This is a genomic window from Cupriavidus sp. H39, from assembly GCF_050271075.1.
In the GTDB taxonomy this organism is placed as follows: Bacteria; Pseudomonadota; Gammaproteobacteria; order Burkholderiales; family Burkholderiaceae; genus Cupriavidus; species Cupriavidus necator_B.
This window is the reverse complement of record NZ_CP189848.1, coordinates 1,032,824-1,056,075: the sequence shown is the minus strand read 5'-3', so window position 1 is coordinate 1,056,075 and position 23,252 is coordinate 1,032,824. Positions and strand designations below refer to the sequence as shown.

At 68.5% G+C, this 23,252-nt stretch carries 16 protein-coding genes; 7 read left to right on the top strand and 9 right to left on the bottom strand.

The genetic code is table 11. From position 1 onward, the window contains the following. Positions 1 to 101: 101 nt before the first annotated feature. A complete protein-coding gene (locus ACOCMH_RS20315) occupies positions 102 to 920 on the top strand; it encodes a hypothetical protein (protein WP_427312737.1) in 819 nt (272 codons plus the stop codon). Positions 921 to 1,031: 111 nt separating this feature from the next. On the opposite strand, the gene ACOCMH_RS20310 is transcribed toward ACOCMH_RS20315, so the two are convergent. From ACOCMH_RS20310 to ACOCMH_RS20285, 6 genes are all read right to left on the bottom strand, one after another. Continuing rightward, positions 1,032 to 6,950: an Hpt domain-containing protein gene (locus ACOCMH_RS20310; RefSeq protein WP_427312736.1), complete on the bottom strand. Its 5,919-nt coding sequence runs from the start codon at positions 6,948 to 6,950 to the stop codon at positions 1,032 to 1,034. 127 nt (positions 6,951 to 7,077) lie between these two features. Next, a complete protein-coding gene (locus ACOCMH_RS20305; RefSeq protein WP_427312735.1) occupies positions 7,078 to 9,291 on the bottom strand; it encodes a methyl-accepting chemotaxis protein in 2,214 nt (737 codons plus the stop codon). 111 nt (positions 9,292 to 9,402) lie between these two features. After that, the gene (locus tag ACOCMH_RS20300; RefSeq protein ID WP_427312734.1) at positions 9,403 to 9,966 is read right to left on the bottom strand and encodes a chemotaxis protein CheW; all 564 of its coding nucleotides are present in this window, start codon (positions 9,964 to 9,966) and stop codon (positions 9,403 to 9,405) included. Positions 9,967 to 10,019: 53 nt separating this feature from the next. Continuing rightward, positions 10,020 to 10,391 (bottom strand): response regulator, encoded by a 372-nt coding sequence (locus ACOCMH_RS20295; RefSeq protein WP_012352035.1) that lies wholly within the window; start codon positions 10,389 to 10,391, stop codon positions 10,020 to 10,022. Between the two features lie 38 nt (positions 10,392 to 10,429). Continuing rightward, a complete protein-coding gene (locus ACOCMH_RS20290; RefSeq protein ID WP_427312733.1) occupies positions 10,430 to 10,945 on the bottom strand; it encodes a response regulator in 516 nt (171 codons plus the stop codon). Between the two features lie 339 nt (positions 10,946 to 11,284). Continuing rightward, complete coding sequence (locus ACOCMH_RS20285; protein ID WP_010813017.1) at positions 11,285 to 11,455, bottom strand: rubredoxin; 171 nt, start codon at positions 11,453 to 11,455, stop codon at positions 11,285 to 11,287. Positions 11,456 to 11,696: 241 nt separating this feature from the next. Between ACOCMH_RS20285 and hemL the strand changes: the two genes are divergently transcribed. The 5 genes from hemL (at position 11,697) to ACOCMH_RS20260 (ending at position 15,997) form a co-directional block, all read left to right on the top strand. Next, positions 11,697 to 12,989 carry a glutamate-1-semialdehyde 2,1-aminomutase gene (gene hemL, locus ACOCMH_RS20280; protein WP_427312732.1) on the top strand — a complete coding sequence of 431 codons (1,293 nt, stop codon included), beginning with the start codon at positions 11,697 to 11,699 and terminating at the stop codon, positions 12,987 to 12,989. Positions 12,990 to 13,089: 100 nt separating this feature from the next. After that, a complete protein-coding gene (locus ACOCMH_RS20275) occupies positions 13,090 to 13,716 on the top strand; it encodes a LemA family protein (protein WP_427312731.1) in 627 nt (208 codons plus the stop codon). A gap of 13 nt (positions 13,717 to 13,729) precedes the next feature. Beyond that, the gene (locus ACOCMH_RS20270) at positions 13,730 to 14,587 is read left to right on the top strand and encodes a TPM domain-containing protein (RefSeq protein WP_427312730.1); all 858 of its coding nucleotides are present in this window, start codon (positions 13,730 to 13,732) and stop codon (positions 14,585 to 14,587) included. 20 nt (positions 14,588 to 14,607) lie between these two features. Continuing rightward, complete coding sequence (locus ACOCMH_RS20265) at positions 14,608 to 15,111, top strand: TPM domain-containing protein (RefSeq protein WP_427312729.1); 504 nt, start codon at positions 14,608 to 14,610, stop codon at positions 15,109 to 15,111. Positions 15,112 to 15,325: 214 nt separating this feature from the next. Further along, positions 15,326 to 15,997: a methyltransferase family protein gene (locus tag ACOCMH_RS20260; protein ID WP_427312728.1), complete on the top strand. Its 672-nt coding sequence runs from the start codon at positions 15,326 to 15,328 to the stop codon at positions 15,995 to 15,997. A gap of 70 nt (positions 15,998 to 16,067) precedes the next feature. On the opposite strand, the gene ACOCMH_RS20255 is transcribed toward ACOCMH_RS20260, so the two are convergent. The 3 genes from ACOCMH_RS20255 to ACOCMH_RS20245 all read right to left on the bottom strand — a co-directional run bounded on the left by ACOCMH_RS20255 (position 16,068) and on the right by ACOCMH_RS20245 (position 20,678). Continuing rightward, a complete protein-coding gene (locus ACOCMH_RS20255; RefSeq protein WP_427312727.1) occupies positions 16,068 to 17,330 on the bottom strand; it encodes an MFS transporter in 1,263 nt (420 codons plus the stop codon). Positions 17,331 to 17,500: 170 nt separating this feature from the next. Next, entirely contained in the window at positions 17,501 to 19,726 is a 2,226-nt protein-coding gene (locus tag ACOCMH_RS20250; RefSeq protein ID WP_427312726.1) for a spermidine synthase, read from the bottom strand. Between the two features lie 142 nt (positions 19,727 to 19,868). Further along, positions 19,869 to 20,678, bottom strand: coding sequence for a phosphatase PAP2 family protein (locus ACOCMH_RS20245; RefSeq protein WP_427312725.1), 810 nt, complete (start codon positions 20,676 to 20,678; stop codon positions 19,869 to 19,871). Positions 20,679 to 21,247: 569 nt separating this feature from the next. Here ACOCMH_RS20245 and ACOCMH_RS20240 point away from each other — a divergent pair. Further along, the gene (locus tag ACOCMH_RS20240; RefSeq protein WP_427312724.1) at positions 21,248 to 22,216 is read left to right on the top strand and encodes a LysR substrate-binding domain-containing protein; all 969 of its coding nucleotides are present in this window, start codon (positions 21,248 to 21,250) and stop codon (positions 22,214 to 22,216) included. Positions 22,217 to 23,252: the final 1,036 nt, after the last annotated feature.

Here is a 23,252-nt window from a genome sequence, read left to right as displayed (position 1 = left end):
GTCGGCCATCCGTGGGCCCTAGCATGGAAAAGAGACGCCCGGAGTGATCCCGAGGGGGTCCTCCGGGGCATCTGATTCCGAAGCTTGCCAAGGAGGCCACGATGCCGCAACTGCCCCCGTTTGCCCCTACCCGTTCGCTGGAGGTTGTCGAAGCGCGCCTGGCACGCCGCTCGCGCGTGAAGCGCCTGGTGCTCGCGCTCGGCGCCGGCGTGGTCGCGCTGCTGGCCCTGCTGCCGGCCGCCAGCCATGCCCAGGCACCCGTGGTCGATGCCAACCCTGCGCCGGCAACGCCGGCCGCGGCGCCGGCGCCCGGCACCATCGCTCCAACCCCGGGCGTTACCACGCCGCCGGCACCGACTGAGCCGCCCGCCGCCACCGTGCCGCCATCCACCACCGTGCCGCCGGCAGCGACCATGCCGCCTGCTACCCAGCCCGCGCCCGGCATAGCGGCACCAGCCCCGGCGGCTCCGCCGCCGATGGCCTCGCCAACGCCCGCGCCGGCCGGCACGCAGCCTGCGATGCCCGCTCCGCCGCCCATGGCAGCTCCGGCGCAGCCCCGGCCGCCTGTGGCCGTGCCGCCCGCGCCGCCGTCACGTGACGCGATGGTGCAGCGCCACGCCGGCCCGGTGGCCTATATCTGCGGCGGCGTCGCCGAGGACGAGCAGGTCGCGCTGCAATCGCAGGCGCGCAAGTACAACATGAGCCTGGTGTTTACGCAGGGCGCGCGCGGCGAGTACCTGTCGGATGTCGACGTCAAGCTGATGCGCGGCGGCAAGGAAGTCGCCAGCTTTGTCGCCGACGGCCCGCGCTGCCTGCTGAAGGCGCCGTCGGGCACCTACAACGTGCGCGCGACGTACCAGGGCCGGACCAAGACCATGACGGTCAGCACCAATAGCAAGAGCGCGCAGATGCGGTGGTAGTGCCGCTGCAGTGCTGGGCCTTGCATGACCGCTTAGGTACTCCCTCTCCCGCTTGCGGGAGAGGGGCGCAAACAAGCGGCAGGGGGAACGGTGAGAGGCGATAACCCGCCCCTACCCGCCCTGCCCATCCCCCAGCATCTCCGACACCGATCCGGCCGTTCCCGCCGCCCGCTCACCCAGCAGCCGGTGCAGCGTCCCCAGCAGCTCGTCCTCGTTATAAGGCTTGCCAAGGTATACGTTGACGCCGATTTCCTCGGCGTAACGGCGATGCTTGTCGGCAGTGCGCGAGGTGATCATCACCAGCGGCAAGTGCGCGGTGCGCGCGTCGGAGCGCACGTTGCGCGTCAGGTCGAAGCCGTCCATGTGCGGCATCTCGATATCGACCAGCATCGCATCCGGCATCACGTCCTGCAGCTGCTTGAGCGCGTCGACGCCGTCGCGCGCCAGCACCACGTGGTAGCCGGCGCGCCCCAGCAGGCGCTGGGCGGCCTTGCGCACGGTCAGCGAATCATCCACCACCATCACGGTGGGCTGCACGGCCAGGCCGCGTACGGGCTCGGCCGTGCCGTCGCCCGCCAGTTCCGCAACCGCGCCCAGCTGCACCACGGGCTGTTGCGGCGCTGGTAGCAGCGTCGGCGGATCCAGCGGCAGGGATCGGCCGCGCTCGCGCATGAAACGCTGCGCCAGCACTACCGGGTTATAGATAAGCACGATCTCGCCATCGCCCAGCGTGGTGGCGCCGGCAATCCCTTCCAGCCGCGCCAGGTGCGGGCCGATGTGCTTGACTACCACTTCGCGGTTGCCGACCACGTCGTCCACATGCACGGCCACGCGCTCGGCGCCGCTGCGCACCACCACCACCGGCGAGTACTTGCGCCCCGCGGTCGCGGCATTGCCTTGTTCCAGCAAGGCGCCGAAGTAGAAGAACGGCACCTCGGCGCCCGCCACGCCCAGGCGGCCATGGTTGTACGCGTCCAGCAGCGCCGGCGCCCGCAGTTGCTGCACCTGGTCGATCATGCCGCTGGGCACGGCATAGCGGCGCGCGCCCAGGGCGATCACCAGCACCTGCGTGATCGCCGTGGTCAGCGGCAGGTGCACGGTAAAGGTGGTGCCCAGTCCAGGCTGCGACGCCAGCGTGATGCGCCCGCCCAGCGCCACGGTCTCGGCGCGCACCACGTCCATGCCCACGCCGCGGCCGGCCAGTTCGGACACCGCCTCCGCGGTGGAGAAGCCGGGGGTGAAGATCATCTCGGTCAGGCGCGCCTCGCTGGCGTCGTCGTCCGGCGCCAGCAGCCGGCGCTCGACCGCGCGGGCGCGGATGCGCGCCAGATCCAGCCCGCCGCCGTCATCGATGAAATGCAGCACCACCTCGTTGCCTTCCTGCTGCACCTCCAGCGTCAGCGCGCCGGTGGCCGGCTTGCCCGCGGCCCGGCGCTGCGCGGTGGGCTCGATGCCGTGCGCCACCGCGTTGCGGATCAGGTGCTCAATCGGGCCGGCCATGCGGTCCAGCACCGAGCGGTCGATCTCCACCGTGCCGCCCTTGATCAGCAGCCGCACCTCCTTGCCGGTCTCGGCCGCGGCCTGCCGCGCGACGCGGTAGAGCCGCTCGGCCAGCGCGTCGAACTGCACCATGCGCGCCTGCATCAGCCCGCGCTGCAGGCCGCGCGTCAGCCGCGCCTGCGCGGCCAGGTCGCCCGCGGCGCGGTCGAAGCCGCGCTGCAGGTTCTGCTCGACCGTGGCCACGTCGTTGACCGACTCGGCCATCATCCGCGTCAGCTCCTGGAAGCGCGTGAAGCGGTCGAACTCGAGCGGATCGAATTCCTGCTTGTGTTGCGCATCGGCAATGCGCGACGCCATCTGCGATTCGGCCTGGATCTCGATCTCGCGCAGCTGGCCACGCAAGCGCGCGACGTTGTCGTTCAGTTCGCCCAGGTAGGCGCGCATTGCGTCCAGCTCGCTGTCCAGGCGCGCGCGCGTGGCGCCCACTTCGCCGGCCTCGTTGATCAGCGTGTCGAGCGCGCGCGCCTGCACGCGGACCAGTGCGCGCTGCGCCTCGGCCGGCGCCAGCGGAGCAAGCGGGGCGGCCGGCGGCATCGGCACCATCACGTCGGCCGGCCCCGGCACCGCGGGCGCGGGCGCCGCGGAAGCGTCGGGAGCTTCGGCGGCTTCAGGCTGCGGCATGGCGGCGTCTGCGGCCTGCAGGGGATCGGCCAGCCCGTTGACCACATCGGGATCGTCGGCGGGCAGCAAGCGGCCGGCCTGCAAGGCCTCGGCATGCGCCAGGATGCGGTCATACCAGGTGTAGAGCCGCTCGAACACTTTCGGCGCAACCGGCTGATGCCCCTGACCGCGCAGGCTGGTATCGAGCAGCGTCTCCATCTCGTGCGCGGCCTGCCCCAGCGCCATCGCACCGGCCATGCGCGCGCTGCCCTTGAGCGTATGCAACGCGCGCAGCACCAGTCCGCCATGGCGCCCGTCGTCGGGCGCGGCTTCCCAGCCGCGCAACAGCTTGCCCAGTTCGGGCAGCGAGCCCTGTGCCTCTTCCAGGAAGATCTGCACCAGCGCCGGATCGGGCGCGTTGCCGGCGTCGGCGGTGTGTGTTTGTGTCGCAGGCGCCTCGGGCGCACGCTGCGCCGTCCGCAGCGCGATCACAACCGTGTCATGCGCGGTGGCCGGCGGCGCCGCCGCGGCTCCGGCCGCTGGCGGCAGCTCGGGTGAAGCCGGTGCCGCGGGCGGCAACCGGCCAAACCCTTGCGCCATCGCGTCATCGGCCTCTGGGGGCTGCGGTGCGGGCACCGCCACGCGCGGGCGCAGCAGTGCGCGCTCGCCGAACTCGACCAGGCTGCGGCGCAGCGCGCCGTCGGCCTGGGGCCAGATGCCGGCCGCAAACTGGTGCAGCATGCCGCGCATGCGCTCGGCCGCCTGCTCCAGCAGGCGGAAATCGCCCGCATGCATCGCCACCGGATGCGAGCCCAGCTGCAGCAGCAACGCTTCCAGCGCCTCGGCAATCTCGCGCACCGGCTCCAGGCCCACGGTCGACGCGCTGCCCTGCAGCGTGTGGGCGACGCGCAGCGCCAGCTCGCTCGGGCAGGGGTGGGCTTCATGCCGCCATTCAGAGATATCGGTGGCGAACTGGCGCAGCAGGCCGTCGGCCTCCTGCAGGTAGACGTTGTACAGCGCCAGGCCGATACGCACCGGGCCGATGACCTTGTAATGGTCGTCCTCGTCCGACAGGCCGCCGGCCAGGCGGAAGGGAATCACGTTGGCGTCGGGCGTGTCGGTGTCGGCGTGGTTGCCGGTGGGAGCGTGGTCCTCGGCGCCGTCGCGCGCCTCGTTGTCCGTGGGTCCGGCGGCCGCTGCCTGGTCGTGCGGCACGTCGTCGCTGGCCACTTCCGGCGCAGCGGGCGGCGGCGCCATGTCATGGGCGGGGCCGGCATCGCGCACCGCTTCGGCGGCCCCGACCAGCGGCGCGATGTCGTGCCACGCCGCGGCATCGCCATGCAGCCGCGCCACCCATGCCGACAGCTCGGCATGCGCGCGGCGCAGCAGCGCCAGCAGCGCCGGCGCGGGCTGGCGCGCTTCGGCAAGCCACAGGTTCATCACCTGCTCCACCGCCCACGCCGCTTCGCCGTAGCGATGCAGGCCGACCATGCGGCTGGAGCCCTTGAGCGTGTGGAACGCGCGCCGCAGCCGGCTGAGCAGGTCGGCATCGCGCAGCGCCTCGACGCCAGCGCCCAGGTCGCCGGCGATGCCGGCCAGGACTTCGTCGGCCTCGTTCAGGAAGATGTCGAGCAGTTCGGCGTCGATGGCGGCGTGGTCGCCGGCGGCGGGCACGGCCGCCGTGCCGGCGCCGGCCGGTACCGGCGCGGGATCCGCCGGGATGGCGGCCAGCGCCATCACCATGCGCGCGCCGGCATCGTCGCTGCCGGCAAGCCAGGCGTTGCACTGCGTGATGGCGTCGGCAGCCTGGCGGCGCAGCGCGGCATCGTCGTCGATGGCGGCCTGGTCGGCCAGCGCCTGCAGCGCGGCACGCAGCCGCTGCACCGCCGGCGCATCCGGGGCGGCGCCAGCGCGCAGCGCTTCATCGGCGGCAGCACGGGCCGCGGCCAGCGGATCGTGCGACGCCTGCGCGTCGCCGGTGGCCTCGGCATCCGGCAACGCGTCGGCGCGGCGTGCGCGGCCGAATTCAAGGGTATCGGCAAAGGCATGGACCACGCCCAGTTCCGCCGCCACCGTGCGCAGCAGCGCCGCGCGCGCGTTGGCGTCGGCAAGCTCGCCCGCATCGGCAAGGCGCGTCGTGACGGCCGCCACGGCAGCGCTGGCCTGCGCGGCCTCGCTGGCCAGCGCGGTGGGCAGCGCCGCCGACGCCTGCAGCTGCGCCAGCGTTGCCGCCAGCGCGGCAAAGGCCTGGCGCGCGTCGCGCAGGTGCGCGGCGCCGTCGGCGCGTACCGCATTGCGGTCATAGCTGTCGAGCCAGGATTCGCCGCTGTCCAGCTGGGCGCGCAGTTGCGCCACGGCTTCGCTGCGCAGCGCCTGTGCGCGCGCCTCGTCGACCATGCGCGCCAGCCAGGGCGGCGCGGCGGCGGCGGGGTCCGCCAGGCTGGCGGCCAGCGCATCGCACTGCATGGCAAAGCGCGTTGCGGCCGCATGGGCGGACTGTCCGTGCACGCGCCACGGCAGCGCCAGCGCACGCGACAGGAACAGCGCGATGCCGGCGGCGCCCAGCGCATCGCCCGCGCCGCGCTCGCGCCCCGGCAGGGCGGCCTGCGCCAGGCAACGCTGCAGCGGCGGCTGCGCCAGCGGCTGCGCCGCCTCGGCCAGCGCAGCCAGCGCGCGCTCCCAGGCGGGCTGGTCGGCGGCGGCGGCATGCTCCAGCCCGGCCGCGGCCTGTTGCAGGTTGCGCGTATCGATCGGGTCGAGCCAGCCGTAGTAGCGCCGCCGGAAGTCGGCATCGGCCTGCGCATGGGCGGCATCGAGGCGGAACGCCGCCAGCGTGCGCGCGATATCGGCGCGCAGCGCCGCTGCGTCGTCGTTGCCGCCATCGGGCTGCGCGATGCAGACCAGCAGGAACACGGCATCGTTCAGCAGCGCCTGCGGCACGCGCACATGGCCCTGCTGGTACTGGCGCAGCAACAGGTTAACGCGGCCGGCAAGGCGCTTGGCCAGCAGGTCCGACGGCAGCAGGCCCAGCGCCAGCGCGCGGCACACCAGCCCCAGCACATGCCAGACGCCGCGGTCGGGATGGTCGGCGGCGCGGCGCGCGTCCTGCTCGTTGGCACGCAGTGCATCCAGCGCCGCGTGCAGCGGCAGCCAGGCTTCGCGCAGCAGCGCCGCGTCGGCGCACGGTGTGGGCAGGCGCAGCGCCTTGAGCAGGGCCGACTCAAACTGCTGGCGCGCGCGCGTGACCGCGGCGGGCCCCTTCGGCGGCAGCAGCATGCCGGGCAGCATCTGCAGTTCGTCGAGCCACAGGTCGGCGGGATGCACGCGTTCCTCGCCAAGCCTGGCGAGCACGGCCGCATAGGGCTGGAACAGTCGCAGCGGGGCCTCGTCGTCGCCGGCCATCAGGTCGTCGACATACTCGGCCAGCGCCTGCACGCCGGCACGGAAGACTGCCAGCGCCTCGGGGCCGGCGGCAACGATGCCGGCGTCGATGCCGTCGAGCAGCCGGCGCAGCGCCTGGCAATACGGATCGGTCCCGCGCAGCCCGACGATATGCACGGCGCCGGCAGCCTGGTGCAGATGCTGGCCGGCCAGCCGCAGCGAGGTGGTGTCGCGCGCGCCCAGCGCCTCGGGCGCCTGGCGCACTTCCTCGACATAGTGGCCGAGCTCCGCGGCGGCCTCTTCCAGCGCGCTGCGCAGGCTGGGCGCCAGCCACGCCAGCCCGGACAGGTCGCGCGCGGCGCCGCCGGCATCGGGCGCCGCCTGCGCGCCGGCCGGCAACGGTGCGGGTTCGGGTTCAGGCGGGGCGTCGGGTCCGGCCGGCATACCGGCTGCGGCAGCGTCGCGGGGGACGGGAACATTCAGGGACATGACGGCTTCCAGTGCGGCGCCGGCACGGCAGCCGCAGTCCGCCCGCCGCAACGGGCGGCGGGCGCGGAGTTGGCATAAATGGCGGGGCCGCGGTGCGCGGAAGCGGTCGCAGGCGTCATCCGGCCGCTCAGGCGATCTTGAAGCGCGACACCGAGTTGCGCAGCTCCTCGCTCAGCAGCGTCAGCTGGCGCACCGACTGCGCGGTCTGGCGCGTGCCGGTGGTGGTCTGCTCGGTGACCTGCAGGATGCGTTCGATATGGCGCGCGACGGTGGTGGCCAGGTCAGCCTCGTGCGAGGTGGACTGCGAGATCTGCTCGATCAGCTCGGCCAGCTGGCGCGACACGCGCCCGATCTCCAGCAGCGCGGCCCCGGCGTGGTCCGACAGCCGCGCGCCTTCGACCACGCCCTGGGTGCTGCGCTCCATGGCGTGCACCGCGTCCTGGGTATCGGTCTGGATGGTGCGGATCAGCGCGCCGATCTGCTTGGTGGCCTCGCCGGAGCGCTCGGCCAGGCGCTGCACTTCTTCCGCCACCACCGAGAAGCCGCGCCCGGCTTCGCCCGCCGAGGCCGCCTGGATGGCGGCGTTCAGCGCCAGCACGTTGGTCTGCTCGGTAATGTCCGAAATCAGTTCGACGATTTCACCGATCTCCTGCGACGACTCGCCCAGCCGCTTGATCCGCTTGGAGGTCTCCTGGATCTGCTCGCGGATGTCGTTCATGCCGGCAATCGCGTTCTGCACCGCCTGCTGGCCCTGTTCGGCGGCGGACAGCGAAGCGCGCGCCACGTTGGCGGACTCGGCCGCGCCGCGCGATACCTGCGTGATGCGGTCGGCCATCTCCACCACCGACTCGCCGGTCTGGCGGATCTGGCGCGACTGCTCTTCGGTGGTCGACACCAGCTGGGTCGAGGTGGCCTGCACCTGCCCCGACGCCTGCGTCACCTCGCCCGCGGTCTGCTGCACCCGGCCGACCAGCTCGCGCAGTTCTTCCACGGTGTAGTTGACCGAGTCGGCAATCGCGCCGGTGATGTCCTCGGTCACGGTGGCCTGGCGCGTCAGGTCGCCGTCGGCGATGTCCTGCAGCTCGTTCATCAACTGCAGAATGGCCTTCTGGGTGTTGTCGTTGTTGCGCTTCTCGTCGAGCCGGCGGGCCTCGGCCTCGCGCTCGCGCGCCTCGGCTTCGAGCGCGCGCATGCGCGAATCGCGCAGGTACAGCGCCGCCAGGCCGACCAGGCACAGCAGCGTCAGCGCGGCCGACACCACGGTCGCGCCCAGCGTCACCGGGCGGCTTCGCGCCGATTGCGCATAGGCGCGCTGCAGCGCCGACAGTTCTGCGCGCAGCGCTTCGTTGTCGTTGAAGATCTGCTGCTGCGCGCGCTTGGCCGCGATCAGGCCGGGCAGGTTCTGCAGGATGGTCTGGGTGGTCTTCTGCACCGCCTCGAAGCGCTGCGACAGCTGCTGCAGGTAGCCGCGCGTTTCCTCGTCGGCGGCGGCCGACAGGCGCAGCGCCTCGCTGCCGTTGAGCAGGCCGTCCAGGATCTCGCGGAACGTGTTGGTGTCCTTGCCGAGCAGGAACGCCGTCTCCGGGTTGACGCCTTCGCCGGCGAGGAACTCGTTCAGGTTCTTGCCCAGGCGCTGGGTCAGCATCACCAGCTGCGCGGAGGCCGCCACCTCGCGCGCATTGGCGCCGGACTGCAGCTTGATCGCGGCCACCTGTTCGGCGGCTTCGAGCAGCTCGGGGTTGGAGGCGTTGAAGATCTGCAGGGTCTGGCCGATGGTGGTCAGCACCGGCTGCTGCGCCAGCACGTCGGCGGCGCTTTTCTCGGAGCGCGTCCATGACTGCATCGCCGCCAGCAGCAGCGATTCGGCCGCGCCGGTGGTGGCGCGCACGCGCTTTTCGTCGCTGCCTTGCTGCAGCGCTTTCAGGTCGCCCGACAGCGCGTCCCTGGATTGGCGCAGCTGCGTAAAGGCCTGCGCATTGCCCAGCAGCGCGACCGGCACCGCCTTGCCCAGGCGCTGTGAGTGCATCAGCATGTCGCCGGCAACTTCGATCTGCGCGGCGCCATTGTTGGCGATGCGGTTATCCAGGTAGACCGAGCCCAGCAGTGCCACCAGCGACACCACCACGCCCACGGTCAGCAGCCGCTGCTGCGACGCGAACGGCATGCGGCCGAGCCAGCGGCCGATGTGCTCCAGCGGGGTAGCGCCCAGCCCTGCGGCGGCGGGCGGCACGGGCGCGGGTTCGGGGCCCGCGGCATAGGCTACGCCGGGTTCACGCGCGAGGCTGGTGGCAGCGTCGGCGGCCGGCGTACGCCGGCCCAGGCTGAATCTCTTGAAACCCATGGCACCCTCTTCCGTTTTATCGTTGTCATGCCCGGCGGCTCGTGCCGGGTGCGGCAGGCGGTGGCCTGCGCGCGGTCATTATCTGTGCCTGGCGTAACCGGCCCGCGCGCGTCAGGCGGCGGCCCGGCCCGCTTGCAGGAAGGCGGGCGCGTCCAGCAGCGCGCGCACGTCCAGCACCTGCCAGTCGCGTCCCTCACGGTCGAGATAGCGCTGCCCTTCCCATGCTGGCGCGGCGCCGGGGCCGGAGGCCGCGGCGGTGCCGTGCGGCAAAGCCAGGTCAGCCGCATGGCGCAGGCCGGCCACGCGAGTGGCCAGGATCGCGCAAGCGCGTTCCGCGTCGCGCGACAGCACCACGATCTTGCTGCCCGGTTGCAAGGGCGTTGGCGCGCCGCCGCAGAACAGGCTGAAATCGATCACCCCCAGCAGGCTGCCGCGCGCGTTGACCAGCCCGCTGTACCAGGGCTGCGTCAGCGGCACCGGGCTGGGCTGGCGCATGTCCAGCACCTCGCCGGCATCGGCCAGTGGCAGCAGCCAGTGGCGCGCGCCTACCTGCAGCGCCAGGTAGCTGTCCGCGGCCGGCAGGCTGCGCGCCTCGCGCAGGCGGCGTGCCAGCATGGCCTGGTAGTCCTGCAGGCGGGTCTGGCGGGCGCGGAGGTCTTGGCGTGGCGCGTTCATGGCGGTCCCCGGAACAGGTGGCAGTGGCTTGCCGTGCGGCCGGCGCGGGCGGCTCAGTGCGCCAGCGCGGCGATCTTGCCCAGCAGCTCTTCGCCGTCGACGGGCTTGACGATGTAGTCCGACGCGCCCTGGCGCATGCCCCAGATGCGGTCGGTGTCCAGGCCCTTGCTGGTGCACATAATCACGGGGATGTCCTTGAAGCGGTCGTCGCGCTTGATCGCGCGGGTGGCCTGGTAGCCGTTCTGGCCGGGCATCACCACGTCCATCAGGATCAGGTCGAAGGCTTCGGCCTGCAGGCGGGCGAAAGCCTGCTCGCTGTTGCTGGCCACCGCGACCTTGAAGCCGCGCTTGCCGAGCAGGTCGGACATGAACAGGGCTTCGGTCGGGGAGTCGTCAACGATCAGGATCTTGTGAATGGCGGTCATGAGGTTTTCCTTCGATTCGTACATGGCGTGCGTGCCGTTCAGGCGGGCAACGCCGCGCCCGCGGCCTGGCACGGCAGGCAGGCCTGCACGGCCTGCAGCAGCGCGTCGCGGGTGAATGGCTTGGCCAGGTGGTCGTGCGCGCCGACCAGGCGGCCGCGCGAGCGGTCGAACACGCCGTCGCGCGAGGACAGCATGATCACGGGGATGGCGTGGAAACGCGGGCTCTTCTTGATCAGCGAACAGGTCTGGTAACCGTCCAGCCGGGGCATCAGGATGTCGCAGAAGACCAGGTCGGGGTGCAGCTCGCCCACCTTGGCCAGCGCCTCGAAGCCGTCCTCGGCCAGCACCACCTGGTACCCGGCCTGCGCCAGGAAGATTTCCGCGGTACGGCGGATGGTGCTGGAATCGTCGATGACCAGCACCTTGCGGCGCGGCTGCGGCGCGGTCCCGGGCGTGATGTCCGGCGCGGCACCCGGCACAGGAACGCCAGGCGCCACACCTTGGGCGCCGGCGGTATTGACCCGCTGGTTTTCTTCTCTATGAGCGACCCGCATGTTGTTCCCGCGACCAGCGGCTCCTGGAGGAGCGCCGGCAAGCACCAGAGAACACCCGTGCGGAGCAGCGCGACCCATGCGCGCCCCGACGGACCCCCGAAAATTCTTCTTATTTCCCTTCCAAGGCCGGGCTGAGCCCGGCAGTGGCGATGCGTGATCCCCGCATCTGCCCGCCGTCCTCCCCACCGCGGGCGGAGGGACGGCCAGTCATTTTTGCAACAGAGTGTGACAAGACGCCGGGGGGCCGTCAATCCGGTGCGGCCAGGCCCCGGTGGCGTTCTGTCGCATCGGCGCGACGGGAGCGCCTGCGCTGTTGCAGTTCTTCTAGATAGAGACCGCTCAGATCGCGACCATCTCGAAATCTTCCTTGCGCGCGCCGCATTCCGGGCAGGTCCAGTTGATCGGCACGTCCTCCCACCGGGTGCCGGGGGCGATGCCGTCTTCCGGCGCGCCTGCGGCTTCGTCGTAGATCCAGCCGCAGATCAGGCACATCCAAGTCTTGTATTCCATAACAGGCTCTGGCCACTCTCCATTAAAATCCAGCGCAGATGGTACCGAAACCGTGCCGCCGGCGCCAGCCAGCGACGGCCGGAATCGTGCCAGTTCCGCCGTGTTCGCACCCGTTAGCGCCTTGTTAGCGCCCGATTGGCGGGCAATTGCAGCGAACTTCCGCTGTTTTTGCCTCATATCAACATCTGGCCCCAGGCCCGCCGAGCACGATCTCCTGCAGCTCTGTCCTCACCTCAACGCCATGTCCCGTAATCAGCAGCTTTTCGACCGCGCCCAGCAGACCATCCCCGGCGGCGTCAATTCGCCCGTGCGCGCCTTCCGTTCGGTGGGTGGCACGCCGCGCTTCATCACGCGCGCCGAGGGCCCGTATATGTGGGACGCGGACGGCCAGCGCTATATCGACTACATCGGCTCGTGGGGGCCGATGATCGTCGGCCATGCCCATCCGGAGGTGGTGCGCGCGGTCCAGGAAACCGCCGCGCACAGCTTCTCGTTCGGTGCCCCGACCGAAGCCGAGATCACCATGGCCGAGGAAATCTGCAAGCTGGTGCCGTCGATCGAGCAGGTGCGCCTGGTGTCTTCCGGCACCGAAGCCACCATGAGCGCGCTGCGCCTGGCGCGCGGCTTTACCGGCCGCGACCTGATCATCAAGTTCGAAGGCTGCTACCACGGCCATGCCGACAGCCTGCTGGTCAAGGCCGGCTCCGGGCTGCTGACCTTTGCCGACACCACCCGCAACGCGCCGTCGTCGGCCGGCGTGCCGGCCGACGTGACGCGCCACACCATGGTGCTGGAGTACAACAACGTCGAGCAGCTGGAACAGGCCTTCGCCAAGCATGCCGGCGAGATCGCCGCGGTGATCGTCGAGCCGGTGGCCGGCAACATGAACCTGGTGCGCGCCAGCGATGCCTTCCTGCAGGCCATGCGCGAACTGTGCAGCCGCGATGGCGCGGTGCTGATCTTCGACGAGGTCATGACCGGTTTCCGCGTGGCGCTGGGCGGCGCCCAGGCGCACTACGGCATCCAGCCCGACATGACCTGCCTGGGCAAGGTCATCGGCGGCGGCATGCCCGCGGCGGCCTTTGGCGGGCGCCGCGACATCATGGCAAAGCTGGCGCCGCTGGGCGGCGTGTACCAGGCCGGCACGCTGTCGGGCAACCCGCTGGCGGTGGCGGCGGGCCTGGCCACGCTCAAGCTGATCCAGGCCCCCGGCTTCTATGACCGCCTCGCCGCGCAGACCCGCAAGCTGGCCGATGGCCTGGCCGAAGCCGCCAGCGCCGCGGGCGTGCCGTTCGCCGCGGATGCCATCGGCGGCATGTTCGGCATCTACTTCCGCGACGGCGTGCCCGCCAGCTTCGCCGAAGTGACCACGAGCGACACGGCGCGCTTCAACCGCTTCTTCCACGCCATGCTCGACCACGGCGTCTACCTGGCGCCGTCGGCCTTCGAAGCCGGCTTTGTCTCCGCACAGCACGACGACGCCATCCTGGCGGCCACGCTCGACGCCGCGCGCAAGGCCTTCGCCGCGGCCTGAGGCGGTTTGCGGCAGCGGCGCGTGGTGCGCCGCCGGCTGCACGCATGACCACAAGGGCGGTGCGCTACACTTGGGATTCGTCCAACCGCCGGAGCCTCCGATGCGCGCACCCTCGTCCCACCCGTCGCCCACCCGCTCGCCGCTGTCCGTGTGGCGCTGGCTGGTGCTGGCGGTCCTGGCCAGCCTGCTGTCCGCCTGCGGCTACAACGACTTCCAGACCAAGGACGAGGCGGTCAAGGCGGCCTGGGGCGAAGTCATCAACCAGTACCAGCGCCGCGCCGACCTGATCCCCAACCTGGTCAACACCGTCAAGGGCTACGCTTCGCACGAGCGCGAGACGCTCGAAGCCGTGACCCGGGCGCGCGCCGCCGCCACCAGCATCCAGGTCTCGCCCGAGACCCTGAACGACCCCGAAGCCTTCAAGCGCTTCCAGCAGGCGCAGGGCGAATTGTCCGGTGCGCTGTCGCGCCTGCTGGCGGTGTCCGAGAACTACCCGCAGCTCAAGGCCGATGCCTCGTTCCGCGACCTGCAATCGCAGCTCGAAGGCACCGAGAACCGCATCACCGTGGCACGCCAGCGCTATATCGCCGCGGTGCAGCAGTACAACGTGCTGGCGCGCAGCTTCCCGACCAACCTGACGGCGATGATCTTCAAATACCCGGTCAAGCCTTCCTTCACCGTGGAAAACGAGAAGGCCATCTCCACGCCGCCCGCGGTCAAGTTCTGAGGGGATGACCGCCATGGGCACCCCCCGCCGCTGGTCCGCGCTGCCTGGCTGGCTGGCCGCCGCCCTGCTGTGGCTGGCGGCGCTGCTGGGCGGCCCGGCGCTGGCGGCCGACGGCTTCGTCGCGGTGCCGCCGCTGACCCAGCGCGTCACCGACCTGACCGGCACCCTGACGCCGCAGCAACGCGGCGCGCTCGAGAACGTGCTGGCCGAATACGAGCAGCAGCGCGGCAGCCAGATCTTCGTGCTGATGGTGCCGACCACCGACCCGGAACCGATCGATGCCTACAGCATCCGCGTGGCCGATGCCTGGCGTGCCGGGCGCCAGGGCATCGACGACGGCGTGATCGTGCTGATCGCCAAGGACAACCCGCCCGGGCTGCGCAAGATGCGGCTGGAGGTGGGCCGCGGCGTGCAGGGGTCGCTGACCGACGCCATGTCCAAGCGCATCCTGCAGGACGTGATGGCGCCCCACTTCCGCCAGAACGACTTCTATGGCGGGCTGGCGGCGGGCATCTCGGCGATCCAGGCCACCATCGACAAGGAAGGCCTGGCAGCGCCGCAGCGCAAGGCGCAGCAGGCATCGGCGCTGGACCAATGGCTGCCGGCGCTGCTGCCGCTGGCGATCATCGTGTTCTTCTTCCTGAGCGCGATCCTGCGCCGGCGCGGGCCACAGATCGTCACCACCCGGCGCGGGCGCGACGTGATCGCCGGCGGCCTTGGCGGCCTGGGCGGCTACACCATGGGGCAGGACTGGGGCCGGCGCAGCGGCGGCTGGGGCGGCGGCTTTGGCGGGGGCGGTGACAGCGGCGGTGGCTTTGGCGGCGGTGGCGGCGGCGGCTTCGACGGCGGCGGCGCGTCCGGCAACTGGTGACAGCACGAGGAACGACGACCATGCCGCATCTCAAACGCGCCCTGCACCATATCGCCACCACGGCCGGCACCGCGCGCAAGCACTTTCCGCCGGAAGCGCAGCAGCAGCTGCACCATGCCGTGCATGCCGGCGAAGCCAGCCACCGCGGCGAGATCCGCGTGGTGATCGAAGCCAGCCTGCCGGTCGGCGACGCCTGGGCCGGGGTCACGCCGCGCGAACGCGCGCGCTTCCTGTTCGGCGCGCTCGAGGTCTGGAACACCGCGGACAAGACCGGCGTGCTGCTCTACATCAACCTGGCCGACCACGCCGTCGAGCTGCTGGCCGACCGGGGCATCGACGCCAGCGTCGGGCCCGCCATCTGGCGCGAAGTGTGCGATGAACTGGCCCAGGGACTCAGGCAGGATCTGTCGGTGCGGCCGGTGCTGGCCACGGTGGCGCGCATCCACGCATTGCTCGCCACGCACTTCCCTTCGGACGGCGGGCACAATCCGAACGAGCTGGACGATCGTCCGGTGTTTCTCTAGGGTTGCTTCACTTCCCCAGACTGGTCTATGCGCAATGTCGGTCGATGTGGCATCCGCACCGCGATCGGCACGCTCAAAGGCGTAAGCAGGTTCCATTGGAGAAACATACTTCTGCCCGATATGGCGTCCGACGCGCGCGGGCTACCCTTGGTCAACAGCTGCACTAAAGCCAGCGAAGCGGAGCGCCAGGGTTCCGCGCAGACAAGGGGAAGCCATGCAAGAATACCAAGCATACAAGGATCAGTGCAGCCCTGGCCCAGCGACCAAAATAGATCTTCGGGAATTCCTCGTCGAGGCCGGCCTCCGAAGCACCACCGCCATACTGCTTGCGGGGTTCGCATACGTGGCAATCCAGCAATGGCTCGCTGACCCGACGCGAATCACGCTGCTGCTGCTGGTGCTCGCACATTGCCTGACCCTCGGGCTGTCCCTGTTTGTGCGGGTTCCCAAAAGGCGAGACTGGAGTCCGGTCACCGTCATCTGCTCGCTAGGCGCTTCCTACTATTTCCTTGCAATTCAGCTGGCGCCGGGGGATCGCCTCGTACCGGAAATACTTGGCGCTGGCCTGCAAGCCGCAGGGCTCGCCTGGCAGATCTATGCAAAGTTCACACTCCGCTTCTCGTTCGGGATACTGCCTGCCAATCGCGGCATCGTATCGCACGGGGCTTACCGCTTCGTGCGGCATCCGATCTACCTGGGCTACGTCATTGCCGACATTGGCTTCCTGCTCACGAATTTCGGCTTGCAAAACCTGCTGGTCTATGTCGGACTATACGTGTTGCAGTATGTCCGTATCACTCGGGAGGAAGCCCTGCTCTCCAACGATTCCGAATACCTTCGCTATCGTCAAAAAGTGCGGTATCGCGTGTTGCCGGGCATTTACTGAGGATTCGCCCAGCCACTGGAGCGCGATGCCTGGTTCGATGCGAAAGCGCCGAGGACCGTCCCGGTCGTCGTCAACGGGGTTGGCGCGCGCCCATCAGATACCACACGGCTGCAAGCATCTGCAATACCACGAGTCCGCTCCAAGCTGTCAGGTGCGCAGCCTTCGGGTAATGTCCGGCGCTCGCGGCCCAAAAATCCAGCACAAGCCCCACGCCCACCTGGCAGGCGAACGTCGACAGGAACACTGTCAGGGTCAATGCCGTCGTGGCCCGGCCGATCAGTGCATCCGGGAAGCTGCGTGCCAGCACTGCGTATGTCAAGATGCCACTGGAGCCGAACACCCCATACGCGGCCCACATCAGCACGGGTGGCAGCGGCACTTGGGCCATCAGCAGCAACTGGATCACGATAAAGCCGGTCATGCCGGTACCGGCAAAGGCATAGAGGCTCACGCCGAGGCGTTCCAGGTGGCGCGCGGCCCAGCCCGAGCCGACGCAGCCGGCCATCATCGCAAAGCCAATCACCGATACCAGCCGCGCGCTGTTGCCCGCATCGTAGCCGGACACGTCGCGCAGGAAGGCGCCTACCCATAGCGTCTGCACCGCCAGGAATACCCCCTGGTTGAGCAGCGTCAGGGGCACCACGCGCCAGAAGCGCTCGCTGCCCAGGATCTGGCGCGTGCCGCGCAACTGCTCGCGCAGGCTTTCCTGGCCGACGCGGGGCTTGTCAGGCGCGGTGAACCAAAGCAGCGCCGCCATCGCCAACGACACGCAGGCGAGGCCGATGCTGATCGTGCGCCAGTCGGTGAACGACAGCAGCCAGGTCAGTGGCGTGCCGACGAGCACCGCACCAAGCCCGCCGATGGCCATGACCACGCCGTTGAGCAAAGGCATGCGCGACAGCGGGAACCACATTGACAACGCCTGGATGGCAGCACCCAGGCACACCGACACGCCCACGCCGATCAGCAGCCGGCCGGCGGCCAGGCCCGCCATGCCGGGCGCGAGCGCGAACACCAGCGAGCCGGCCACCGCCACCAGCAGCATCGCCGCTTCGGTGCGGCGCGGACCGTAGCGGTCCAGCAGGATGCCCGCCGGCAGTTGGGCGCAGGCAAAGCCAAGGAAATAGAAGCTGGTGAGCAGGCCCAGGTCGCCGGCATTGAGCCCGAGTTCATGCGTCAGATGAGAGGCAAAGCCCAGGTTGACGCCGCGGAACAGATAGGAAATCAAAAATCCCAGCGAAAACACGGCCAGCACGCGCCAGCGGGCGTGCGCACTGCCTTCAGGCCGCGCTTGCGGAGATGCGGCAGACAAGGTGGAAGTCGTAGTCGTCATATGGCTTGCATTGTCTTCTCTCTGACATGGCAAAGCCAACGAAAGATACCCACCGCCATTGTGAGTAAAATTTGACGTCCACGGCGAAGCGTTTTTCGGCCGAGGGGCGAGTCCTCGCCCAAGTGCGCTGGATAAGCGGCCGTGGCGCCGGAGGGCTGGCTGACCGACGTTCAGTCAAGCCTGAGCGGCTGACGCCATTCGGTACCCATATTGTCGTCAGTGATCGACGCGAGGCCAGCCGTCCTCGCCAGAATGCGCGGGCAAGCTTCCATGGCATCGACGCTCCCCGATCCGCCACCCTGCTCAATGGATCGCCACACGGTATTCAAGCTATCGGTCAGCACCCGGTCCTGCCGGCGGCTCGGGTCCAGGATAGGCCGGCCGTCGATACGATAAGCTTCCAGCGTGCGCCGCCAGTGCTCAAAGTCCCAGGCCAGCGGCGCGCGAGACACCACCATATGATTGCTGAAGCGCGCACCATAGGGAAACGCCAGGCATGCCGTTCGTTGGACCCGTTCCGAGTCCGTGGTGTTGTAGTAGAGAATGCCGCCCGGCTTCAGATGGTGATCGGCCAGTTGCAGAAATTCTGCTGACAGCAGATTGGTGGCATGGGCCCGAAAATGCCAGGTGGTATTGGAAACGATGGCGTCGAAGCGACGCTCCGGGTGCAGGCGAAGCCAGCGGCGGCCGTCGTCGACGACGATGGCCACCTTGGGATTGCGAAGCACCGAGGCCACTTCCGGATTGCGCGCAATCAGTTCCACATAGCCCGGATTGATCTCGACAATGGTCAGCGAGCGGACCTCCGGGTTGTTGGCGATCACCTGCGCCCACGACCCTGAGGAAAGACCGATCATCAGCACATCGCGCGGGTGGCGATGGAACAGGTTCAAGGCGTAGGGCCGCAGAATACCGTTGGTGTCATGCACCAGGTCCACGTTGAAGCGTCCGTCGTACATGCCTCCGCCGTACACGGTGCCCTCCTGGTCTACCGTGATGATGCCGCTGCGATTTTCAATCACTTGCACAAAGCGGCCCCTGGCATCGGACGCTCCTTTCCACAACAGGGTTTCCAGCACTGGCCCACTAAGCGGGGGCAGCGCCACCATGGCTAACACGCCCATTACACAGGCAGCGCCCCCGTGCCAGCGCTTCAGGCGCGGTGGCAAAGGCAAGCAAGCGTCCAGCAACAGCGAGCATGCGACCCCCGCGCCCACCAGCACCACGGCAATGCTGACCAGGCCGAGTTGCTCCATCAGCACGAAGCCGGTGATGATGCTGCCCGCGGCGGCGCCGATGATATTGGCAAGATAAAGCAGCGCGGTACGCATGCCGGCATGACCGTCGGCCGCGACGCCCCAGTGAGCCAGGCACGGAAGCAGCGACCCCCAACTGCGTGCCATCAGGTACACCATCAAGAGTAAGGTACCGAGGAGCACGCCAGCAGGGAGCGCTAAATGCGCCAGCACGGGCAAGAACAGCAGGCCGCCCAGGTTGGCTTTCAGCAGCGCACCCGCCAGGCGCCGCATGCCGTGCTCTAGCGCGCCGTCACACCATTCGCTGGCCTGGCGGGAACCCGAGGCGATGCCTGTCAGGAACGCGCCCAGGATTGCAGCGAAGGCGAAGGCGCTGCCGCCCGACGCATAGGAGACTGTGCGGAAGAAGAAAATCTCATATGACAGAGAAATGGCTCCGCCGATACAGGCTAGCGCCAAGACTACCAAGAACCTCAACGCTGGCGCGGTAGTGCCTGAAGCCGCCGCCCGTTCCCGGCCGACATGAAGCCCCTGGCCTTCGCGCCAGTGCATCAGCAATGCTGCGAGAGCGACCACAATATTCAATGCGACCGCCACATATACCGTTCCTTGCATGCCAAGGAAGGGAAACAGCACCACCGCGGAGAAAAGGCAGGCGGCCCCTGCGCCTAAGGTGTTGACGTAGTAAAGCAGTCCCACCGAATTGCCAACGTTGCCGGACCGCGGTGCCAGGTGGCCGACCAGCACCGGCAGGGTAGCGCCCATCAGCAGGGTCGGCAACAGCACCAACGCCAGCGTCATGGCAGCTGTCATACCTAAGGGCAAGCCAAGTGCCAGCGTACCGACCCGATCGAATATGCCGAGTGACACCAGACCGAAAGCACCGGTAAGGAGCTCGATAGCGGCTAGCAGCGGAAGCAGCGCCAAGCCGCGCCGCCTCGATAGCAATCCACCCGCAAGGCTGCCAAGGCCAAGCCCGAGCATGAAGGCGGTAACCACAACCGTTACCGACTCGATATTGACGCCAAGAATTCGGAACAGCGCGCGCTGCCAAACCAACTGGTAGATTAGCGCCGGGAACCCGGAGAAAAAAAAGAGCACGCAGAGGATTCGCCGCCAGCGCACTTCTTGGCTTTGCATTGCCGCGCTGGGCCGACCAGATGCCTCTCTGGTTCCCGCCGGGACGGCGGCATTGACTGGATTGCCTGGTTCCATGGCCTTCCCCCGAAGCTTGTTGTTATTGTTGCCTGCTGGCCAGCGCACTCATGCGTCCGCCGTTCCCTCAAGCCAGCTGTGCCGGCGCCGCTTGCCCGGCCAGCGCCGGCGTGCGCCGGGCGGCAAATGCATGCAGCATGCCTGCGGTCAAGGCCCATAGCCCAACACCTGCGACCACATCCACAAGGTAATGGCCTCCCTCTGTGGGCGTGGAAAGAATCATCAGACCGTTCAATACGCAAGCAACGAGGAAGCCCACCCGAGTCCAGCGCATTGCCTGGATGAAGATCAGGGCTAGCGCGGTGTGGTAGGAAGGCAGAGAAACCAGTCCCTGCATATGACCCAGATCGAACACGTGCATGGTGCCGTCGCGAAGTTGGGCGAAGTGCGCGACGGTGGCAATCTCGTCCGGCCTGGCCAGGCCGTAGCTGACATAGGCGCCAGCCGCGGGCCACGGCGCGGCGATCAGCAACAGCAGCACGCAAGACAACATCAGGTTCGCAATGAACTCGCGCAGATAAATGGACTGTCCCAGCAAACCAGTCAGCATGGGAATGAGCACCAGCTGGGCGAGTCCGCTCATGTAAGCAAGCTTCAGCACGAAATCAATGCCCGGGTGGGCACGCACCCACACGTATGCCCGCGGCCAATCAAAGCCCAGCATCTGATCCAGCGCCGCCAGCCGGCCGTCCACCAGAGGCGGCGCTAGTGTCACCAGCAGATATGACATGACGCCCATGACATTGGTGAAAGCGACCAGCAGTGCGCCGCTATGCGCTACCAGCGCCAGGCGCCGATAGTGCAATCCACGCAACGTAGCGCTAATACGTGGATGGGAGGCGATCAGGCCCAGCGCCATGGCGATCGCAGCCAGCATAGCCACGCCAAGACAACTGCCACCCAGGCTAGCGATAGTCACGGAACGCCCGCTCATGGCGAGCCAGGCTCCGTCGAGTGCCAGCACAAGCAGAACCACTCCCCATCTAAGCGCATCCCCACGGGTAAAGACCCAAGTCCCCGTTGTCATTTTTGTCGCCCCCCGGCATGACCTGGCGGCAATTCGCATGCATCGCCGCCAGGCAAAGCTAATAGGGGCAAGATACTGTGCGGCGTGCATAACAGGCATCGTCCTTTAGGCGAATCAACCTTAAGACCTAGGAACGCGGCGCGCCACAAGCCTTACCACACCGCCGCTCCCGCCCTGCAATAGTTGAGCGACACAGCCCGATAGCGCTTCGTTCGGATACACGCCGGCACCGCAGGACGAGGCTGCGTCCTGGCCCAACCCCATGGGAGACCCCAACATCCATGCTGGCGGACGCGCTTGCGAGCACCCTGGAAGGCGAGTTTGAATTCTCAGTCGTCCACTGTCCCTTGGGCCTTGCTGTCATTCCGTCCAGGCGCCACCAGAAATTCCGCGGCAATTGTGAGTAGAATTTGTCCACCATGGCCAAGGCCCCCGCCAGAGCTTCCCCAAGTCCGATCCATCTGCCGCCGCTGCAAGCGCTGCGTGCACTGGAGGCCGCCGCGCGCCACCGCAGCTTCTCGCGCGCGGCCGAGGAGCTGGCCCTGACCCACAGCGCCATCAGCCACCATGTCCGCGCGCTGGAAACCAGCCTCGGCACCAAGCTGTTCCAGCGCAGCGGCAGCCAGATGGCCCCCACCAGCGTGGGCGCGCGACTGGCCGAACAGGTGCGCGGCGCGCTCGACGACATCGAAAGCGCGCTGCGCGAGGCTGGCAACAGCGCCGAGCCGCCGGTGATCCGGCTGCAGGTCAGCGTGATGGCCGACCTGGCCAATGCCTGGCTGATCCGGCGCCTGCCCAGCCTGCATGCCCAGGTGCCGTCGCTTGACCTGCACCTTCGGCTGCATGCGGAGATCACGCCGCCCGACCCGTACAGCGTCGATGTCGGGATCTGGCACCAGCGCATCGACCTGCCCGGCTTCGAGTGCCACAACCTGATCGAAGACCATGTGATCGCGGTGGCCAGCCCGGCGCTGCTGGCGCGCTACCACGGCTTTACGCTGGCCGACGTGCCGCGCCTGCCGATGCTGCGCTTTGCCCTGCGCCCCTGGCGCGACTGGCTCGAAGCAGCCGGACTGCCCGGCGACGAACCGGAGCGCGGCCCGATCTTCCAGGACGCGGGCCTGATGCTGCAGTCCGCCGTGGCCGGGCTGGGCGTGGCGACCGCGCGCGCACAGCTGGCGCACGACTACCTGGCGAGCGGCGAACTGGTGCAGATAGGTCCCACCCGCATCCCGTCGAGCCTGCACTACTGGGTAACCTGGCGCGAAGGCAATCCGCGCGAGAAGGCCATCCAGCAGTTCCATGCCTGGCTGCAGGAACAGGTGCGCCAGGAAGGCGCGCAAGCGGATGCCGCCACCCCCGGCCATGCCGCACAGTTTCATCCTTGAAATCGCTTGGCACGGTGATGTTGGCAATACGAATCATTTTCGTCCAGGCCCGCGAAATCAAGGGCTTGGAGGCTGGACCGAAGCAACCGCCACGGACCATTCCCCGGCACCGCCACTTCGTCGCCGCGGTGGCCGAGTTTCACGGATGCAACCAATCCGACCAGCGTGCCGGCCGCGCTGAAAAATTTGCTCTCCCCATCCAAACAGATGAGAAGCGACTGAGATGCCGGGACGCGATTCGTGCAAAGGCCTGTCAACGCGCCGGGTGTTCCCATGCTGCCACCGCTGCCAGCAGGCGCGCGGCACCAAAAGGCTGAGGCCCGCGGTGTCGCCAAATGTCAGCGGAAGATGTATGCACTTCAAATCCTTGTAACGTAAATGAAACTGTTCGAGGGGCGATCACGTGCCGTATGGGAGCCCTCGGTGGTGAGCGTTTCGAATTTTTCACTCCCTCGTTCAGGGGGACTCGCTGCGCAGCAAATGCCTTGTCGTACACCGCAAGTGACGAGCGAGTGCTCGACACGTATCTTTACCGCCGCAACTTCTTTTGCAACGCAACATAAAAACAGGGCATCGCGTAACAAGAGCGGAACGTTTTGGGTCGCGCGGGGCCGGCGACACGCGCCCCGCTACATTGCTTTATCTTTCTTTTCAAGTACTTAGCCCACTCTGGCACATTCGTCGCACATATGTCTGCGCGAACAGAAGCCCGGCACAAAGGGGAAGTCTGAAACGACAGCGGCAAGCACACTGGCACGCGTTCGCCGAGGATCAGTTTCAGGACGACCCCCGCAACCCAGGGCGGGAATTGGACTGGCGCTGTAAGCGAGGGCCACGCGGCAGGATCTGGCCCGCATCGGCACCCGCCATGACATTGGGCGCCGACAAGATAAAGCGGAGGTCATTCAGGCACACGGGCCGCGAGCGCAAGCAAGCGGCCCGTGTCACCTGAATCCCGCGGCATGCCGGTTAACGCGGCGTTCCGCGGGCAGCAGAACGGGGTGAAACAACAGAAATTGGGGAGCGCGCCGTGCGG

Excerpts from the sequence above, each read along its gene's own strand:
- ACOCMH_RS20265 (WP_427312729.1), top strand. The coding sequence starts at position 14,608 with ATGCCGCATCTCAAACGCGCCCTGCACCATATCGCCACCACGGCCGGC.
- ACOCMH_RS20240 (WP_427312724.1), top strand. The coding sequence starts at position 21,248 with ATGGCCAAGGCCCCCGCCAGAGCTTCCCCAAGTCCGATCCATCTGCCG.
- ACOCMH_RS20275 (WP_427312731.1), top strand. The coding sequence starts at position 13,090 with ATGCGCGCACCCTCGTCCCACCCGTCGCCCACCCGCTCGCCGCTGTCC.
- ACOCMH_RS20255 (WP_427312727.1), bottom strand. The coding sequence starts at position 17,330 with ATGACGACTACGACTTCCACCTTGTCTGCCGCATCTCCGCAAGCGCGG.
- ACOCMH_RS20290 (WP_427312733.1), bottom strand. The coding sequence starts at position 10,945 with ATGCGGGTCGCTCATAGAGAAGAAAACCAGCGGGTCAATACCGCCGGC.
- ACOCMH_RS20285 (WP_010813017.1), bottom strand. The coding sequence starts at position 11,455 with ATGGAATACAAGACTTGGATGTGCCTGATCTGCGGCTGGATCTACGAC.
- ACOCMH_RS20295 (WP_012352035.1), bottom strand. The coding sequence starts at position 10,391 with ATGACCGCCATTCACAAGATCCTGATCGTTGACGACTCCCCGACCGAA.
- ACOCMH_RS20270 (WP_427312730.1), top strand. The coding sequence starts at position 13,730 with ATGGGCACCCCCCGCCGCTGGTCCGCGCTGCCTGGCTGGCTGGCCGCC.
- ACOCMH_RS20310 (WP_427312736.1), bottom strand. The coding sequence starts at position 6,950 with ATGTCCCTGAATGTTCCCGTCCCCCGCGACGCTGCCGCAGCCGGTATG.
- ACOCMH_RS20245 (WP_427312725.1), bottom strand. The coding sequence starts at position 20,678 with ATGCTGGCTGCGATCGCCATGGCGCTGGGCCTGATCGCCTCCCATCCA.
- ACOCMH_RS20250 (WP_427312726.1), bottom strand. The coding sequence starts at position 19,726 with ATGCAAAGCCAAGAAGTGCGCTGGCGGCGAATCCTCTGCGTGCTCTTT.
- hemL (WP_427312732.1), top strand. The coding sequence starts at position 11,697 with ATGTCCCGTAATCAGCAGCTTTTCGACCGCGCCCAGCAGACCATCCCC.
- ACOCMH_RS20315 (WP_427312737.1), top strand. The coding sequence starts at position 102 with ATGCCGCAACTGCCCCCGTTTGCCCCTACCCGTTCGCTGGAGGTTGTC.
- ACOCMH_RS20260 (WP_427312728.1), top strand. The coding sequence starts at position 15,326 with ATGCAAGAATACCAAGCATACAAGGATCAGTGCAGCCCTGGCCCAGCG.
- ACOCMH_RS20300 (WP_427312734.1), bottom strand. The coding sequence starts at position 9,966 with ATGAACGCGCCACGCCAAGACCTCCGCGCCCGCCAGACCCGCCTGCAG.
- ACOCMH_RS20305 (WP_427312735.1), bottom strand. The coding sequence starts at position 9,291 with ATGGGTTTCAAGAGATTCAGCCTGGGCCGGCGTACGCCGGCCGCCGAC.